The organism is Desulfosporosinus sp. Sb-LF, assembly GCF_004766055.1.
Classification (GTDB): domain Bacteria; phylum Bacillota; class Desulfitobacteriia; order Desulfitobacteriales; family Desulfitobacteriaceae; genus Desulfosporosinus.
In genome coordinates, this window is the sequence record NZ_SPQR01000005.1 from 318,940 (window position 1) to 335,098 (window position 16,159).

General features: G+C 44.0%; 21 protein-coding genes, 2 tRNA genes and 2 other annotated features. Of the genes, 2 read left to right on the forward strand and 21 right to left on the reverse strand.

All coding sequences use genetic code 11. The features are described from left to right. Positions 1-37 precede the first annotated feature (37 nt). The 20 genes from rplL to E4K68_RS09805 form a co-directional block, all read right to left on the reverse strand. Entirely contained in the window at positions 38-412 is a 375-nt protein-coding gene (rplL, locus tag E4K68_RS09705; protein ID WP_135378724.1) for a 50S ribosomal protein L7/L12, read from the reverse strand. Positions 413-464: 52 nt separating this feature from the next. Beyond that, positions 465-992 (reverse strand): 50S ribosomal protein L10, encoded by a 528-nt coding sequence (gene rplJ / locus E4K68_RS09710; protein ID WP_135378725.1) that lies wholly within the window; start codon positions 990-992, stop codon positions 465-467. A gap of 24 nt (positions 993-1,016) precedes the next feature. Next, positions 1,017-1,149 (reverse strand) — a sequence feature (ribosomal protein L10 leader region). 50 nt (positions 1,150-1,199) lie between these two features. Then, complete coding sequence (rplA, locus tag E4K68_RS09715) at positions 1,200-1,892, reverse strand: 50S ribosomal protein L1 (RefSeq protein WP_135378726.1); 693 nt, start codon at positions 1,890-1,892, stop codon at positions 1,200-1,202. A 50-nt stretch (positions 1,893-1,942) separates the two neighbouring features. Next, entirely contained in the window at positions 1,943-2,371 is a 429-nt protein-coding gene (rplK, locus tag E4K68_RS09720) for a 50S ribosomal protein L11 (protein ID WP_135378727.1), read from the reverse strand. Positions 2,372-2,407: 36 nt separating this feature from the next. Next, a complete protein-coding gene (gene nusG / locus E4K68_RS09725) occupies positions 2,408-2,935 on the reverse strand; it encodes a transcription termination/antitermination protein NusG (RefSeq protein WP_135378728.1) in 528 nt (175 codons plus the stop codon). A gap of 41 nt (positions 2,936-2,976) precedes the next feature. After that, positions 2,977-3,198 (reverse strand): preprotein translocase subunit SecE, encoded by a 222-nt coding sequence (secE, locus tag E4K68_RS09730; protein ID WP_135378729.1) that lies wholly within the window; start codon positions 3,196-3,198, stop codon positions 2,977-2,979. An 85-nt stretch (positions 3,199-3,283) separates the two neighbouring features. After that, positions 3,284-3,433: a 50S ribosomal protein L33 gene (gene rpmG, locus E4K68_RS09735; RefSeq protein ID WP_009617633.1), complete on the reverse strand. Its 150-nt coding sequence runs from the start codon at positions 3,431-3,433 to the stop codon at positions 3,284-3,286. A gap of 133 nt (positions 3,434-3,566) precedes the next feature. Beyond that, positions 3,567-3,641 (reverse strand) — tRNA-Met (locus tag E4K68_RS09740). 107 nt (positions 3,642-3,748) lie between these two features. After that, a tRNA-Thr gene (locus E4K68_RS09745) sits at positions 3,749-3,824 on the reverse strand. A 120-nt stretch (positions 3,825-3,944) separates the two neighbouring features. Further along, positions 3,945-4,595, reverse strand: coding sequence for an RNA polymerase sporulation sigma factor SigH (sigH, locus tag E4K68_RS09750; RefSeq protein WP_135378730.1), 651 nt, complete (start codon positions 4,593-4,595; stop codon positions 3,945-3,947). A 230-nt stretch (positions 4,596-4,825) separates the two neighbouring features. Beyond that, positions 4,826-5,596 carry a 23S rRNA (guanosine(2251)-2'-O)-methyltransferase RlmB gene (gene rlmB, locus E4K68_RS09760; RefSeq protein ID WP_135378732.1) on the reverse strand — a complete coding sequence of 257 codons (771 nt, stop codon included), beginning with the start codon at positions 5,594-5,596 and terminating at the stop codon, positions 4,826-4,828. A gap of 5 nt (positions 5,597-5,601) precedes the next feature. Then, the gene (gene thyX, locus E4K68_RS09765) at positions 5,602-6,282 is read right to left on the reverse strand and encodes an FAD-dependent thymidylate synthase (protein WP_135378733.1); all 681 of its coding nucleotides are present in this window, start codon (positions 6,280-6,282) and stop codon (positions 5,602-5,604) included. Then, complete coding sequence (locus E4K68_RS09770) at positions 6,251-6,712, reverse strand: ribonuclease III domain-containing protein (RefSeq protein WP_243450318.1); 462 nt, start codon at positions 6,710-6,712, stop codon at positions 6,251-6,253. Before E4K68_RS09770 ends, thyX begins: the two co-directional genes overlap by 32 nt. A 15-nt stretch (positions 6,713-6,727) precedes the next feature. Next, the gene (gene cysS / locus E4K68_RS09775; RefSeq protein WP_135378734.1) at positions 6,728-8,161 is read right to left on the reverse strand and encodes a cysteine--tRNA ligase; all 1,434 of its coding nucleotides are present in this window, start codon (positions 8,159-8,161) and stop codon (positions 6,728-6,730) included. Further along, on the reverse strand, positions 8,058-8,804 hold the full coding sequence (gene cysE, locus E4K68_RS09780) for a serine O-acetyltransferase (RefSeq protein ID WP_135378774.1): 747 nt from the start codon (positions 8,802-8,804) through the stop codon (positions 8,058-8,060). The genes cysS and cysE overlap by 104 nt, the downstream gene beginning before the upstream one ends. 72 nt (positions 8,805-8,876) lie before the next feature. After that, positions 8,877-9,091 (reverse strand) — a binding site (T-box leader). 163 nt (positions 9,092-9,254) lie between these two features. After that, a complete protein-coding gene (gltX, locus tag E4K68_RS09785) occupies positions 9,255-10,718 on the reverse strand; it encodes a glutamate--tRNA ligase (protein ID WP_135378735.1) in 1,464 nt (487 codons plus the stop codon). 3 nt (positions 10,719-10,721) lie between these two features. Continuing rightward, the gene (gene ispF, locus E4K68_RS09790; RefSeq protein WP_135378775.1) at positions 10,722-11,204 is read right to left on the reverse strand and encodes a 2-C-methyl-D-erythritol 2,4-cyclodiphosphate synthase; all 483 of its coding nucleotides are present in this window, start codon (positions 11,202-11,204) and stop codon (positions 10,722-10,724) included. Positions 11,205-11,269: 65 nt separating this feature from the next. After that, positions 11,270-11,959, reverse strand: a complete 690-nt coding sequence (gene ispD, locus E4K68_RS09795) for a 2-C-methyl-D-erythritol 4-phosphate cytidylyltransferase (RefSeq protein WP_135378736.1) — start codon at positions 11,957-11,959, stop codon at positions 11,270-11,272. Continuing rightward, positions 11,952-13,121: a PIN/TRAM domain-containing protein gene (locus E4K68_RS09800; protein ID WP_135378776.1), complete on the reverse strand. Its 1,170-nt coding sequence runs from the start codon at positions 13,119-13,121 to the stop codon at positions 11,952-11,954. The genes ispD and E4K68_RS09800 overlap by 8 nt, the downstream gene beginning before the upstream one ends. Positions 13,122-13,310: 189 nt before the next feature. Further along, a complete protein-coding gene (locus E4K68_RS09805) occupies positions 13,311-13,793 on the reverse strand; it encodes a CarD family transcriptional regulator (protein WP_135378737.1) in 483 nt (160 codons plus the stop codon). Positions 13,794-13,976: 183 nt separating this feature from the next. On the opposite strand from E4K68_RS09805, the gene E4K68_RS09810 reads away from it, so the two are divergent. After that, complete coding sequence (locus tag E4K68_RS09810; protein WP_135378738.1) at positions 13,977-14,369, forward strand: DUF1573 domain-containing protein; 393 nt, start codon at positions 13,977-13,979, stop codon at positions 14,367-14,369. Positions 14,370-14,613: 244 nt separating this feature from the next. Here E4K68_RS09810 and E4K68_RS09815 read toward each other — a convergent pair whose 3' ends face one another. Then, positions 14,614-14,823, reverse strand: a complete 210-nt coding sequence (locus E4K68_RS09815; RefSeq protein ID WP_135378739.1) for a hypothetical protein — start codon at positions 14,821-14,823, stop codon at positions 14,614-14,616. A 1,004-nt stretch (positions 14,824-15,827) separates the two neighbouring features. Between E4K68_RS09815 and E4K68_RS09825 the strand changes: the two genes are divergently transcribed. After that, positions 15,828-16,121: a GGDEF domain-containing protein gene (locus E4K68_RS09825; protein WP_135378740.1), complete on the forward strand. Its 294-nt coding sequence runs from the start codon at positions 15,828-15,830 to the stop codon at positions 16,119-16,121. The last annotated feature ends 38 nt before the right edge of the window (positions 16,122-16,159 follow it).

Sequence of the window (16,159 nt, forward strand, 5' to 3'; positions counted from 1 at the left end):
CCTCCTCGAGAGAGTACCTTCTTTATTTAACTAGCCCTTATTTAACTTCGACGGTTGCACCGGCTTCAGTTAATTTAGCTTTCAAAGCTTCTGCATCGTCTTTGGAAACTTTCTCTTTGACTGCTTTAGGAGCATTGTCTACAAGATCTTTAGCTTCTTTCAGACCTAAGCCTGTTACTTCACGGACAACTTTGATGACGTTGATTTTAGAAGCTCCGCAATTGGTGAGGATAACATCGAATTCTGTTTTTTCTTCTACTTCTTCAGCAGCAGCAGCACCACCAGCAGCTACAACAGCTACGGGAGCAGCAGCACTTACACCAAATTCTTCTTCAAAAGCTTTCACGAGTTCGGATAATTCGAGGACAGTTAAACCTTTAACGGATTCAAGAATTTCATTGACTTTAGACATTTTTATTTCCTCCTTAAATATAGAAGCTATTTGCTTTTAGTTGATCATTAAATTATTGAGCCGCCTTGAGTTTACGCACTTCTTCTAATGCATATCCCATTTTGCGGATCGGTCCTTGAAGAACATTGACCATTCCAACAAGTGGAGCCTGCATACCGCGCACGACCATAGTAAGTAGGACTTCGCGTGAAGGCAGATCCGCTAGAGCTTTAACACCCTCTGGACCAATAACTTTTCCTTCTAGGACTCCGGCTTTAATCTTGAATGTCTTAAGCTTATTGACCTTCGCAAACTCCATCAAGATTTTTGCAGGAGCAACTGGATCAGCGCTGAAGGCCACTGCAGTCGGTCCTTCGAGGTATGAATCAAGACCTTCTACCCCTAGTTCATTGGCAGCTCGGCGCACAAGGGTGTTTTTCAATACCTTGTACTCCACTCCAGCTTGACGCAATTGAGCACGCAGTTGAGTCACCTGAGCCACTGTTAAACCGCGATAGTCGGCTAAAACGATCCCCGAGGATTTTTGCATCTTTTCCTTGATTTCTGAGACAACCTGACTTTTTTCTTCGATATTGGGCATTCTGTTTACCTCCTTCCTTCAGATAAATCCAGCAAAAAACCTCTGCATATGCAGAGGTTAAGAATGCCAAATTAGTATCTATCGGCGTATCTTCCAACCTCGGCAGGGCATTAAGCCTTTCGGCTCCTGCTTTCTACAGTGGACATCATTCAATTCTTAGTAAGTGTATCCCATTTAAGCGATACTGTCAAGAGTATTAATTTCTAATTAGAGGGCTTTCGCAGGGTTGATGCGTACGCCAGGACTCATAGTTGAGCACACTGTGACACTTCGCATGTACTGACCCTTTGCAGCAGCAGGCTTAGCCTTAAGCAAAGTCTCCGCTAACGCACGATAGTTCTCCAATAATTGATCTGCACTAAATGATGCCTTACCGATTGGTGCATGTATGATACCCGACTTCTCAGCACGGTACTCAATCTTACCAGCCTTGATTTCTTTGATCGCACGAGTAACATCAGGAGTAACCGTCCCAGTTTTCGGGTTCGGCATCAATCCCTTAGGTCCCAATACACGGCCCAACTTACCGACTAACCCCATCATATCTGGTGTGGCAACGACAACTTCAAAACCGAACCAGCCTTGCTCTATCTTTGCAATCATATCTTCTGCACCGACAAAGTCAGCGCCAGCTAGTTCTGCTTCTTTGGCCTTATCCCCTTTAGCAAAGACCAGGACCGAGCGAGTATTGCCCGTACCATTCGGGAGCACAAGCGCGCCACGAATCTGTTGGTCCGCATGACGGGTGTCAATGCCTAATTTAAAAGCAACTTCTACAGTTTCATCAAACTTTGCTTTTGCGTTGGTTTTTACAATTGCCAATGCCTCTGTGGGCTCATATAGTGCGTTGCGATCAAACGATTTTACAATCTCTTGATACTTTTTACCGACCTTAGCCATTCTTTAACCTCCTTGTGGTAATGCGGGCTTTGCCCTCCCACAACTATTTTTTATCCTTCGACGATGTCGATGCCCATGCTCCGAGCTGTTCCTTCAATCATTCGCATTGCCGCTTCGATACTCGCTGCATTCAGATCCTTCATCTTGATGTCCGCGATTTCGCGCACTTTCGATTTGGGGACACTGGCAACCTTTTTACGATTTGGCTCTGCAGAACCCGAATTGATGTTGGCCATCTTTTTAAGAAGTACTGCAGCCGGTGGGGTTTTGGTAATAAAGGTGAAGGAGCGATCTTCATAGACGGTAATCTCAACTGGAATAATAAGCCCCGCTTGGTCCTTGGTGCGCTCATTGTATTCTTTGCAGAAGGCCATAATATTAACCCCATGCTGACCAAGAGCTGGACCAACTGGAGGTGCCGGTGTAGCCTTTCCCGCGGTGATTGCTAACTTTACCAACCCAATTACTTTTTTTGCCATTGTTATTACACCTCCTTATTAGGATAAACTTCAACTTTAATCGAGTTTTTGAACCTGTGAAAACTCCAATTCAACAGGGGTTTCTCTCCCAAACATAGATACCTCAACACGTAGTTTACCTTTGTCTGCGAGAATCTCCCGAACCACTCCAACAAAGTCCTTAAACGGACCGGCAGTGACCTGGACACTCTGATCAATTTCAAAATCAACCCGAGTGTGAATCTCATCCAGCCCCATTTGTTGAAGAATCTTAACAACTTCACTGTCGAGTAACGGTATTGGTTTCGTTCCAGTGCCTACAAATCCTGTAACGCCTGGGGTGTTACGCACAACGTACCACGAATCATCAGTTAATTCCATTTCGACAAGTACGTAGCCCGGATACACCTTACGTTTAGTGATCTTCTGCTTCCCGTTCTTAAACTCAATCTCGTCTTCCATCGGAACAAGTACGCGGAAAATCTTTTCCTCCATGTTCATGGATTCGACTCGTTTTTCAAGATTCATTTTCACTTTGTTCTCATAGCCAGAATATGTGTGGATAACAAACCAGTCTTTTGCCATTTCTCATGGACCTCCTCAGGCACTGCCACAGAAACTATAGGTTAAGGCACTAACTTGCTCAAGGCCGCACTTAAGCCGCTATCAACAACCCACATAAGTATAGATACAATCGCCACCGCAAAAAACACAACTCCTGTGTAGGTAAGCAACTGTCTACGGCTTGGCCAATGAACCTTCTTTAATTCGCTCAAAACCCCACGGAAATAATCCGCCGCTTTTTCTGCCTGTCGCTGAGTATTGGCCGGTTTTTTCAACGCGCCCATCACTTCACTTCCTTAAACGACATCGATGCCATCGACACTGTGACAACGCTTCCTGGCGTACAGTCTAAACCATTACAAAAAAAAATTACTTTGTTTCCTTATGGAGAGTATGGGTTTTGCAAAACTTGCAGAACTTCTGAGCTTCCAAGCGATCAGGATTGTTTTTCTTATTCTTGATCGTAGCATAGTTACGGTGCTTGCAATCCGTACACGCTAAAATAATGCCAACACGCATTCACGAACACCTCCCGGGCAACGGTAGGACGCTGTATTTTATCCATTACTCATAATACTTTATCACAAGATATTTTCTCTGTCAAGAATAAAATCTTATAATAAAAAAGACAGCCATGCTGTCTGATATAACTTGGTTGCGGGAGCCGGATTTGAACCGACGACCTTCGGGTTATGAGCCCGACGAGCTACCGCTGCTCCATCCCGCGGCGTCAAAATGATTTAGTTGCCCAAAATCTCTTTATGCACTATTACAAAATCAATATGCACTTTTTAGGCAGTGATTGAGATTTTCATCTACAATCTTAAGTTAAAATGGAGCCGGCGATGGGACTCGAACCCGCAACCTGCTGATTACAAATCAGCTGCTCTACCAATTGAGCTACGTCGGCATCATATCCGTACCTCGATTGTAACTTGCCTTTAAAGACTCGTTACTGCCGGGCACTTATGTAGTCTACCATTTCTTCTTTTGAAATGCAAGTTTTTTATCTATGAATTTCCATGTAAAATTATCCATCTCTCCGTTCCAGGTAACGCTCAAGCTTCCTTTTCACCCTCTGCAACGCATTATCAATCGATTTTACATGTCTCCTCAAGTCAACTGCAATCTCTTGATAGGACTTACCTTCCAAGTAAGACATCAGTACTTTCCACTCCAAGGAACTGAGGATTTCGCCCATTTTTTCTTCAATGTCGTCAAATTCTTCTCGACTAATAATAAGTTCTTCGGGGTCGGTTATTCGGGTCCCTGAAATAACATCGAGCAACGTTCGATCAGAATCTTCATCATAGATGGGCTTATTAAGAGAAACATACGAGTTAAGCGGAATATGTTTCTGGCGGGTCGCCGTTTTGATCGCCGTAATAATCTGGCGCGTAATACATAATTCTGCAAAAGCTCGAAAGGAAGAGAGTTTGTCTCCGCGAAAATCCCGAATTGCCTTGTAGAGCCCGATCATACCCTCTTGAATAATATCTTCACGATCTGCTCCAATAAGAAAGTAAGAACGTGCTTTGGCCCTAACGAAGTTCTTATATTTGTTAATCAAGTATTCTAGTGCAGCAGCGTCGCCTTCCTTGGCAAGCTCAACCACCTCTTCATCTACAATTATGTCGATGATTTCGCACTCTGGTAGTTCTGGTTGGGCTTGAAGAGTCAAGTTGATCCCCCCTACAATGTCGTCATGAAGAAGACGCAATCTCGCCTAGCCCTTGTCCACGAGAACATTCTCATTATACTCGACCCTAAAGAAAAGCGTCAAGGCGAAGTTTTGGTTGTTCTGTCGCTATTCGCAAAGTTCGAAGCTCGAAGTACTAGGCACAAGGTTCGAAGTTGTACGAAAGCTAAGCTTTTGGAAATTATAAAATACGAGTTTTAAGGCTCAAGGTCTTAATCGTGCTTCGTGCCTCGCACCTCGCACCTCGTACTTGTTCTCTGCCTAAGAACTTCGTAAAGCATCACAGACCCTGCAACGCTGGCGTTTAACGAACTGACCTTGCCCCTCATCGGTAAGCTTACTATTTCATCACAAGTTTCTCTGAGTAACCGACTTATCCCCTTTCCTTCGCTGCCAATGACAATGACTCTTGGGCCAGTGAGATCTGCTTGAAAGGCTTCCTTTCCGCCCGCTTCAGCTCCGGACACCCAACAACCCTTTTTTTTCAGTTCTTGTAATGTTTGGACTAAATTGCCTACACGTGCCACTGCTACATGTTCAACAGCCCCAGCGGATGTTTTGGCGACAGTGCCCGTTAAGGTAACACTACGCCGTTTCGGAATAATGACCCCATGAGCCCCAACAGCGTCCACAGTCCTCAGTAATGCCCCCAGATTATGGGGGTCTTCGATCTCGTCGAGCATCAAGATAAATGGATCCTCTTGCCGTTCCTCTGCTACGGCAAGAATGTCCTCTAGACTGGCATACTCCCTCGCGGCAACATAAGCAAGCATCCCTTGGTGCCGCTCTCGATTCGTCAACCGATCGAGGGTCTGACGATCCACGAATTGATAAGGAATACTCCGTTCATGCAACATTGAGAGAATATCCTGGTTCCGCCCACTACTCGGTCCTTCCTGTAGAAAAAGGACTTTATTCACTGGCTTTCCGCTTTTCAGAAGTTCTAAAACGGGATTCTTCCCGTAAACCATTTCATCGTTCATAGAGTTCACGTCTTCTTTCCTTCAAGGGTTTTTAATCTTCCACAACTATAAGTACCTTGGTGACAGACACCCTGTGTCATACAGGTCGGCCCTGATCCGCTAAAAAGATTAGGTGCTACACCCCTTACCAACTCCAACATCTTTTCCGCCAAGATCCGGATCTCCCATTGAGCCCTCAAACAGGTCCGATGTTCAAAAAAATTTAACAAAGATCGAGCATTAAACGTTGCCATTAATGAAGTTGTGCAGGCATTCGGTAGGACATAACGGGCATCCTCAGCAGGTACACAGTTCAATAGCTCCTGATAGTCCTCCTGTAGACGAGCCATAACCGCTTCAAAACGTTCTAAAGCCAGAGGATCTTTCATCACACTTAGAGGAGTGACGTACTCAAACCCTTTTTCTTTGACATAGCGTTGTGAGCGCTGAGAATAACTCGCTATTCTATGACGCACGAGCTGATGGGATAAAGCCCTTGAGACCCCATCGATGGAAAACTGAAAGCTCACATGCTCGAAAGGAGAAAGATGGCCCATCGCACGCAATTTGCAGACAAAGCTCGCCACCGTTTCATCCTCTAACCGTTCCAAGAGATCGGTTACCGGGTCTGCTGAATAGCACAAGCGGGCAGCTGCTGCTACTACTTTTTCAGGATCAGGTGTGTGCTGAATAAGACCCACTCGCATTATTTATCTCCCCCTTCTCCTTCAGTTGCTCCGTATCCGCCTGGTTTATCGGTCCTACTTGTAGCATGCCGTCAACTTTATTGAACGCCCATTGCATGCGTTCTTTTTGTCCATTTAAGTGCCAATATCCCACTAAGCTTTCAAACGCTGTGGCATGACGGTAGGTCACGACATCGACATTCTTAGGATGCCCGCCTTTAGCATTTCGTCCGCGCAGCACGACACTGTGTTCAACTTCGTCGAGTTCTGGCAAAAGGACGTGTAAGATCTGAGCTTGAGTACTAGCACGAACATAACTTATGGCTTGTTTATGAAGTTCCTTGACCTTTTCATGCCCCATCTCTAGCAAATGTGTCCGAACCCAAAGTTCATAGACTCCATCCCCCAAATAAGCTAAGGCTAAGGCATTCATTTCCTGCCAATTTCGCATAAAGTCACCTTTCAATTACTTTTTAATTTGCCATCTCGCGCCTTGCGGGGTATCTTCGATGATGATCCCAGTATCTTTAAACGCATCCCGAATAAAATCTGACATTTCCCAGTCTTTCTTCAATCGGGACCGAGCACGAATCTGTAAAACGACCTCCATTACCTGCGCAAGAATCTCATCCTGTTCGACAGAGACTTGAGCTGGATGAAGCAAGTCAAACCCGAGCACCCCTCCAAGTTCCACCAACGTTTTTTGGGCTTCTGCCAACCCTTCTGAATAGGCCGGATTTTCCTGAACATACCCATTCATCGTTTTGGCTAATTCAAAGAGCGATGCATAGGCTAGTGCTGAATTGAAATCATCATCCATAGCCTTTTCAAACGCTTCACGTGCTTCTTTTGCAGCCTTAACTAATCCCGCTTCAATCCGCTCGTTTTTTGAGGAACCTTTTCTATCCATAGCCTGCTGGGCTAAACGGATACTGGTTTGTAACCGTTCCAATCCTTTTTGAGCCATGACCAGATTTTGCTCATTGAAATCCAATGGGCTACGATAATGAGTTCCTAGTAAGTAAAAGCGAATCACTTCACCAGGAGAATTCTCGAGTAACTCTCGGATTGTAAAGAAATTGCCCAAGGACTTCGACATCTTTTCTTGATTAATCGTAAGAAATGCATTGTGCATCCAATACCGAGCAAACATCTCCCCCTTTAAATACCCTTCCGTTTGGGCTATTTCATTTTCATGATGGGGGAACACAAGATCTCCACCCCCACCGTGAATATCAAATCCTGCGCCTAGATATTTCAACGACATGGCTGTGCACTCAATGTGCCAACCTGGACGTCCTAAGCCCCACGGACTTTCCCAGGCTGGTTCACCGGGCTTTGCCTTTTTCCACAAAGCAAAATCCATGGGAAAATGCTTACGTTCGTCCACCTCTACCCTTGCACCAGCCTTCATATCGTCTAAGGTTCTGCCAGATAGCTTCCCATAGTTAGGAAAGTGATCCACCGCAAAGTAAACATCTCCATCCACTTCGTACCCTAATCCCGAATTTATAAGCCCCTCAATAATCTCGATCATTTCAGAAATATGCTCTGTAGCCTTTGGGTGTATAGTCGCAGGAAGGAGGTTTAGGGCTTTAGCGTCTTTGAAATATTCCTCGATATATTTTTGTCCTAAAGCTAGGGGGTCCATCCCTTCTGTTTGCCCTCGTTGAATGATTTTATCATCAACATCGGTGAAATTTTGTACATACCGAACATCGTACCCTTTGTACATGAAGTAGCGTCTAATCATATCAAACACGACAAACATCCGGGCATTACCCGCATGAAAATAGTTATAGGTCGTTGGACCGCACACGTACATCGCAACTTTCCCGTTCTCCCTTGGGTGGAACTCCTCTTTTTGACGTGTCATGGTGTTGTATAATTTCAAAGACATTGTATCGACTCTCCTCATCGTTTAGACGTTCTTCCAAATATTCCACGCGCTGCATTAAACACTTGAGCATTTCATTCACTGGATCTGGAAGTTCATCATGCCTTAAATCAGGGTCCTTGATCGGAACACCGTTATGAAGAACAATCCGACCCGGGATTCCTACTACCGTTGTGTCGCTGGGGACAACTTTATTGACAACAGACCCTGCTCCTATTTTTACATTATCCCCAACTTTGAAGGAACCTAAAACTTTAGCGCCCGCCCCAATCACCACGTTATTTCCGATCGTCGGGTGCCTCTTGCCTTTCTCTTTGCCCGTTCCGCCTAACGTAACCCCCTGATATAACGTTACATTATCACCGACCTCCGCTGTTTCGCCAATGACTACACCACTACCATGATCAATAAAGAAACCTTGCCCGATCTTAGCGCCCGGGTGGATTTCAATCCCAGTGAGAAATCGAGAGAGCTGAGAGATCATACGCGGCAAGAGTACTAATTTATGTTGATACAGCCAATGGGCCATTCGATGAAAAATCACAGCATGAAAACCAGCGTAACAAAATATGACCTCCCAGATACTTTTTGCTGCAGGATCTCGTTCAAAAATTACGCGAATATCTCGACTGACCTGTCGAAACATCTTACCTTCACCCTTTCTCTTTAGAATTGCCCAGAAATCCACAAAATGAACGCAAAAAAGCGGAACTCTTCGTCCAGAGACGAAAGGTTCCGCGGTCCCACTCTGATTGAACGGACATGCCGTTCCAACTTGTAACTTTAACGCAGTCATTACGGATGGACATACTCTAATATTTCTGCCCATCAACTCAGAGACGCACTTCCAAAGGTTCCTTGCCAATGGCTTTCACTACCCCATCTTCGCTCGTCGCAATTCCTCTTTGTACTCTTTCTCATCATCGTCAAAATGTCTATTTTATTGTTTACATTCACTTACCAAATTCCGCTAACGTGCTCTCTTTGCAATAGTTGTTTCTGCAGTAAAGTCCAAAAACGAGTGCAATTTGTCCTTATTATAGGGTAATTATAGGGTAGTCTCCAACCTCTGTCAATCCAAAATAGGTCTGCTAGCTTACCCTAAATAGCGTTTCTCTGTAACCTCAAGTCGTTTTAAAACATTCTCTCGTCCCAACAAGGGGATGATGTCATAAAGTTCTGGTCCATGCATCTGCCCTGTTAAAGCCACTCGTACCGGCATGTACACGAATTTCCCTCCGAGCTTTAGCTCTTTCGTCATTTGCTTTAAGAGGACCTTAACCTCAGCTTCAGAAAGCGATTCGACTGCCTGTAACTTTTCCTTGAATAATCCAAAGACGGTTGGCACTTGTTCTCCACGCAGCACTTCCAGAGCTTCCCCTTCTGGTTCCATTGGCACATCCCCGTGGAAATAATGCACAAAGTCCTTTACTTCTGCCATATAAGCTATTTTCTCAGAAATCGCTTTCACAACCCCAATAAGCCATTGCTGTTGTTCCGGGGACTGCTCTCCTTGAGGAAGAATACCTATCTCCTGCACATGGGGCAATGCAAGTTCAGCCAATCGTTCAGGAGCAGCTTTTTTAAGGTAATGCGCGTTCATGTAATTCAGCTTCTGAAGATCGAAAACCGCGGGGCTCTTGGACACACGATCCAGCGAAAAGGCTTCTGTCAATTCATCCAGAGTATAAAACTCTTCTTCTCCAGACGGCGCCCACCCGAGCAGAGCAATGAAGTTGGCGATGGCTTCTGGGAGATACCCTTTTTTCTGATAGTCCATAACCGCTGTATCCCCGTCCCGCTTGCTCATTTTCCCTCCTTCGGTATTAAGAATGAGCGAAATATGGGCAAATTCAGGAGTGGGCAACCCTAAGGCTTGGTAAATCAGGACCTGACGCGGTGTATTGGAGAGATGCTCTTCCCCACGAATAACATGGGTAATGTTCATAGTCGTATCATCGATAACCACTGCAAAATTATAGGTGGGAATCCCATCTGATTTAACGATGACATAATCCCCAATTCCATTACTATCAAAAACAACATCCCCACGAACATGATCCATTATATGTATCGCTTGCCCTTCTGGCACACGAAAGCGCACAACAGGCTTACGCCCTTCCTTCTCCAAAACGGCACGTTGTTCAGACGTTAACGTACGACATTTACCCAGATAACGAGGAGTTTCACCCTTGGCACTCAAGGCCTGCCTTTCTTGTTCCAGCTCTTCCTCTGTACAGTAGCAATAGTAAGCATGTCCACTATCCACAAGCTTCTCGGTATACTCTCTGTAAAGTGCCAGGCGATCCGTTTGACGATAAGGACCATGCTCGCCGCCAACCTCGATCCCCTCATTCCATTGGATATTTAGCCAACGTAATGATTCCAAAATATTATGCTCGGATTCTCGACTGGAACGTTCTAAATCAGTGTCCTCACTTCGAACAATAAAGGTTCCCTTGTTTTTACAAGCCCATAAATAATTAAACAACGCGGATCTTGCCCCTCCGATGTGAAGTGGACCTGTCGGACTGGGTGCAAATCGAACGCGAATTTCCATAAATCATCCTCCAACCTTTTCTAAATTAACGATCGCCTGGGCAGCAATTCCCTCGCCCCGACCTTCAAACCCCAAGCGTTCAGTTGTTGTCGCTTTCACTGACACACACAATTCATCAATACTCATCGCTTGGGCAAGATTAGAGCGTATCTTTGAGATAAACGGGGCTATTTTCGGGCGCTCTGCCACAATAATGCTATCAATATTTCCAATTTTATACCCATGCGCTTCGATGAGCTTCATGACCCACTCTAATAAAGCAAGACTTGAAATCCCTCGGTAACGTGGATCATGATCCGGAAAATGATGGCCAATATCCCCTAAAGCCAAGGCCCCCAAGAGAGCATCCATTATCGCGTGGATCAGAACATCTGCATCCGAGTGTCCTAGTAAACCACGCTCGTAGGGGATTTCCACCCCTCCTAGAATCAGCGGTCGATCCTCAACCAAGGCGTGTACATCATACCCTATTCCAACTTTAATAATCAATCACTCCTTTGCTAGGCGAGAGATTCGAATTCCAAAGTAGTATTTCATGAACAAAAGCTTCGCTACAGCCTCTGAGCAAGAATCCGTTCAGCTAACCATAAATCCTCGGGCGTAGTCACTTTGATATTCTCCTGTGACCCCTCTACCATCTGCACGGGATACCCCATCCATTCTAGCAAAGATGCATCATCCGTACCATAGTGACCCGCAGATGCAGCTCGGGAATGTGCTTCTTCCAATATCTCACGATCAAAGATTTGAGGAGTCTGTACAGCCCGTAAACGTTCACGTGGCAAGGTCTCTGTCACTTTACTGAACGAATCAATCCGCTTTATAGTATCCTTGAGCTGGATTCCCATAATCGCCGAGGGGAAACCTTCCGAATCTTCCAGAAAGCGGTGGAATTCCTGTAATGTCAAAAGGGGCCTCGCCCCATCATGAACCACTACCCGTCGAATAGTGGTACTTAAAGCTTGAACCCCTGAGTGAACAGAGTCTTGACGTTGCAATCCACCAATGCAAATGGCTACAACTTTGTTGAACTTGTGGTGATGCACAAGTTTTTCGATAACCGTAACATCACCTTCAGCCCCTACGATAACAATTTCAGAAACCTTGCTGGACTCTTCAAAAAGCCGAACCGTGTGAACCAAGATAGGCTCCCCCATTAAAGCTAGAAATTGCTTGTTGTATCCGGCCCCCATCCGTTTGCCTTGACCAGCTGCAGGAATTACAATTCCTATCTTAGCCAATCGCATTCACCTCATCAGATGGACGAAGACCCATCGACTTTTTTTCCAAAGGAATTTTTGGCTTTGCAAAAATCATTCGGCCAGCAGCCGTTTGCAGAACACTCGTCACCAAAACGGTGACATGCTGTCCCATATAGCGTCGTCCCGTATCCACAACAATCATCGTTCCATCATCAAGATAGGCTACACCTTGTCCAGGTTCCTTGCCGTCCTTCATTACTTGAACTAACATTTCTTCACCTGGTAAAACAATCGGTTTAAGGGCATTGGCTAATTCGTTAATGTTAAGTACCTTAACCCCTTGCAATTCAGCCACTTTATTGAGGTTATAATCATTGGTTAGAAGAGGCGAGCCCAATACTTGCCCCAAACGCACCAGTTTACTGTCGACTTCATTGACATCTTCAAAGTCCTGTTCATGAATATGAACTTTGATCGCCGTTTCTTTAGAAATTTGATTAAGTATATCCAGGCCTCTACGCCCGCGATTTCGTTTAAGCAAGTCCGAAGAATCCGCGATATGGCGAAGCTCCTCAAGCACGAAACTTGGAATTAGCAATACTCCTTCAACAAAGCCTGTTTTAACAATGTCAGCAATACGCCCATCAATAATCACGCTCGTGTCAAGTATTTTATAATTCACTGGCTCGGGAGAACGACTAACCTTACCTTCCTTTTGTTTGTCTGCTTTATCCGCTTTGTCCCCTCTGTCACGAAATTTAGGAAGAAAATTAAGAAATCCCAGCACATCCTCTTTTCGCTTCATTCCAATCGTTAAACCTAGGTAACCCAAGAAGAGACTTAGCAGCACCGCCAATAGTGGTCCAAGAAACGGAATGCTAATAAATGAATTACTGAATAAACTTGAAATAATAAGTCCGATAATTCCCCCAACGGCCCCACTCATAAGATCATGCGTGGGGACCCCGGTCAACCGAGAATCCAGCCAACGCATTAAGGTGAGAAAAGAACGGATACTAATCGGAGCAACTAAAAAACCAATCAAAGCAAATAAAGCGATCATAGTTGCATATGACCAGATAGGGGACAAGTTCCATCCAAGGGATTGCAAAAGATTAAGGCGCAGAAATAAATAATTAAGATAAAATCCCAACGCCCCCATTAACAGAGTGATGATCCCGCGTATTAAATTGCGAATCATCATTTCACCTCCTTTTAACCTATTCTGACTAAATTCCTTTCCAATTATACGATAAATTCCCCTTAAATTTCAAATTTAAGATAAAATTTATAGCAATTACATTTAATTCAACAAACAGCCAGCAAAAGTCTTCGAGGTGATACAACCCAACGGCTATTAATCAAGACTAAATTAGTACTACTGAAAAGCCTATGCCAAAACTAAGGCCTTTGAAAGCCATTGTCTAACAGCTTCCTCTTCAGACCCCTCCGTCAAAACAAGTTCACTAATCAAAATTTGACAGGCATTTTCGTACATCTTCTTTTCCCCAGTCGAAAGGCCCTTTTCGTTATCCCTTTGTGCGAGACTGCGAACGACATTGGCCACTTCAAAAATATTCCCGCTCTTGATCTTTTCCAGATTAGCACGATAGCGTCGATTCCAGGCTAGGGTTGCCGCCGTATCTTTGGTTCTTAGAACTTCTAACACATCTTTGACCATAGTAGGAGAAATCACTTGTCGTAAACCCAGGTTCTCCACGTTGTTCAATGGAATGAACAACTTCATATTTCCCACTGGTAAATGCATGACATAATATTGGCTTATTTCTCCGAGAACTTCCCGATCCTCAATCGACTCAATTATACCGGCACCATGCATCGGATATACAACTTTGTCTCCAACTTTAAACATTCGGCCACCCCCTTATCTATCATTATAGCAAGGATCATAGCCCGGGTCAAAATTTTAAAATTATATCATACAAGTCTTCAGCCTGTCAATTTCCCATTTTATCCCTCAAAGCTGTTGAAAATTGACAATAGCACAGCCATCTCGGTATAATAGAGATGGCAGAAAGGAGTGAGGAAAGCACACATGGAGCAACTCACTGACCAATTCCAAAGCACGGTAAAATCTCTGTTAATCAGGCATCAAAGCATTTTGGATATCTTGTCCAAGGGGCAAGAAACTTCCGCTCGCGTTAACCGCGCCGTCGTCAAATCGGTAACAAGTTGCGGTTGCCATTCAGTGAATGCGCACAAGAAAACTCTACCCCCCGATGCGAGCCTCGCCGATCTAAAAGATCTCTTGGACAGCCAACTCGAAGGATCCGTTTGCGATAACTGCAGGGACATCATAGAAGCAGAATTGGGTAAACAGCTATTCTATATAGCCGCTCTCTCCAACGCTTTAGAAATTTCACTAAGCGATGTATTTTACCAAGAATATAAAAAACTGCAAACTCTAACCATTTTCAATTTGACGTAAGCTAATTAAGCTCCTGCATTTTGCGGGAGCTTTTCTATATGTACTGTGAGACTCTATACTATAACATTATACGAACGAACAAGAGCCTTCCACCACTCGCGTGTGTGAAAGGCTCTTGTTCGTATTATGTGTCAAAAGAATTTCTCCCAATCTCCATTTCTACGCATACAATACTGAAAGGAGATTGGATGAATGGAGGACTCTTGCACTGAGAGCTGGTTTCACGACGTTGAATTGCATTGTATCACCTCGGCTTCAAATCGATAACTTCTCCAGAAGCATATGGTCTCATGGAGCATTCTCTTAATCTCTTTTTCGTGAGATAATAACGGTAAATCCCAAACACGCTCGCCCCTGCTGCTGCTACTAAAAGGATTCCAAAAGAAGCTATTACAGCTGTAACGATGAAGAATAGAAGCGCAAGGGACCCCAAAATTTTATATAGTTTCGGCATACAAAATCCTCCTTATCACGATTTTCTCAACGACTTCTAAGCTGCTTGATACATTTCATGTTATTGTAATTCCGCTAGTTACAACTGAACCTGAATTATTATTGCCTTATGGTTATTATTATAAAGTATCTTTGTGATCATTTCATGAAATTTGTATGAAGAATATCTATACCTCCGGTAGGTAGCTTTGCAAAATTCCGGAGGTTACTACAAACCGCTACGGAGAACTAGAATCTTTCAACAAAACGGCATGCTTGGTATGCGATCGCAACCGGGCATGCTGTTTTGTTCATAACTCCTTTAAAGATATTTCCCCGCTTCTCTGATGCTCAGAGGAAATAATCTTGTATCCCTCAAAATCGCTCAACCCATTCTTTTTTAGTTTTAGAATATTCTCTAAGGGACCATCCTATTGCCTTTTTATAAAAATTCCTTCGTCTGTAGCCATTTTCAATGCATATTCTTCATTCCTTTAGCGTGCGTAAAAATATTCAAATAGTTCCATGATTCTCCCCTATTCTTAAATGCAATTTCAGCTGGCTCTCAGTTTTCATTCAGACCCAATTCAGCTTGATGTTGTATTCTAAGTAAAATTCAATAATAAACACTAGTTTGCAAACTACAAACTAGTGTTTATTTTACCTTGATCGCTCATTAATTACCTAATTTAATCAAGAAAGTATAAACGGAATTTCTGAATAAGCGAGGTGGAATAGGACGATGACACTATCCTTAACTACGCCTAGAAGGAGCTTTAGAGAGCTAAAGAAACATGCGAGCCAATTGACTGGAGTTGACGCAAAGTATGGATCAGTTAATAAAGAAGACTATTTCAAATACACAATACGATACCTTACCAAAAACGTTGCATCAGGCCTCCCATGATTCCTTAACGAATCTTCCCAATCGATATTTTCTAGAGAAATCCCAAACGGTGATTGACAACGCTCTGAACAAAACCATCGTGGTGCCTTATTGTTTATTGATATCGATAATTTTAAGTCATTAATGATACCTATGGTCATTCGATTGGCGATGAAGTCTTGATTAAGCTCAGTAATACCATGAGTGCCCATGCCGAGAAAACACATATGATCGCCAGGCTTGGCGGAGACGAATTTGCGGTATTACTAAGTGAGTCAACCATGGAAAGCGCAACACGAATTGCCGAAGCCATCAGGACAGGTCTACATATCTTCATCAATTATCGGGGCGTTCTCTTGGATATAAGGTTTTATTACCTTCATCGAAGACAGTATTCGAAAGAGTGGGATAGACCCAGCCCATTTGGGGTTTGAAATCACTGAAACTACAGCGATTCGCGATTCACCCCAGA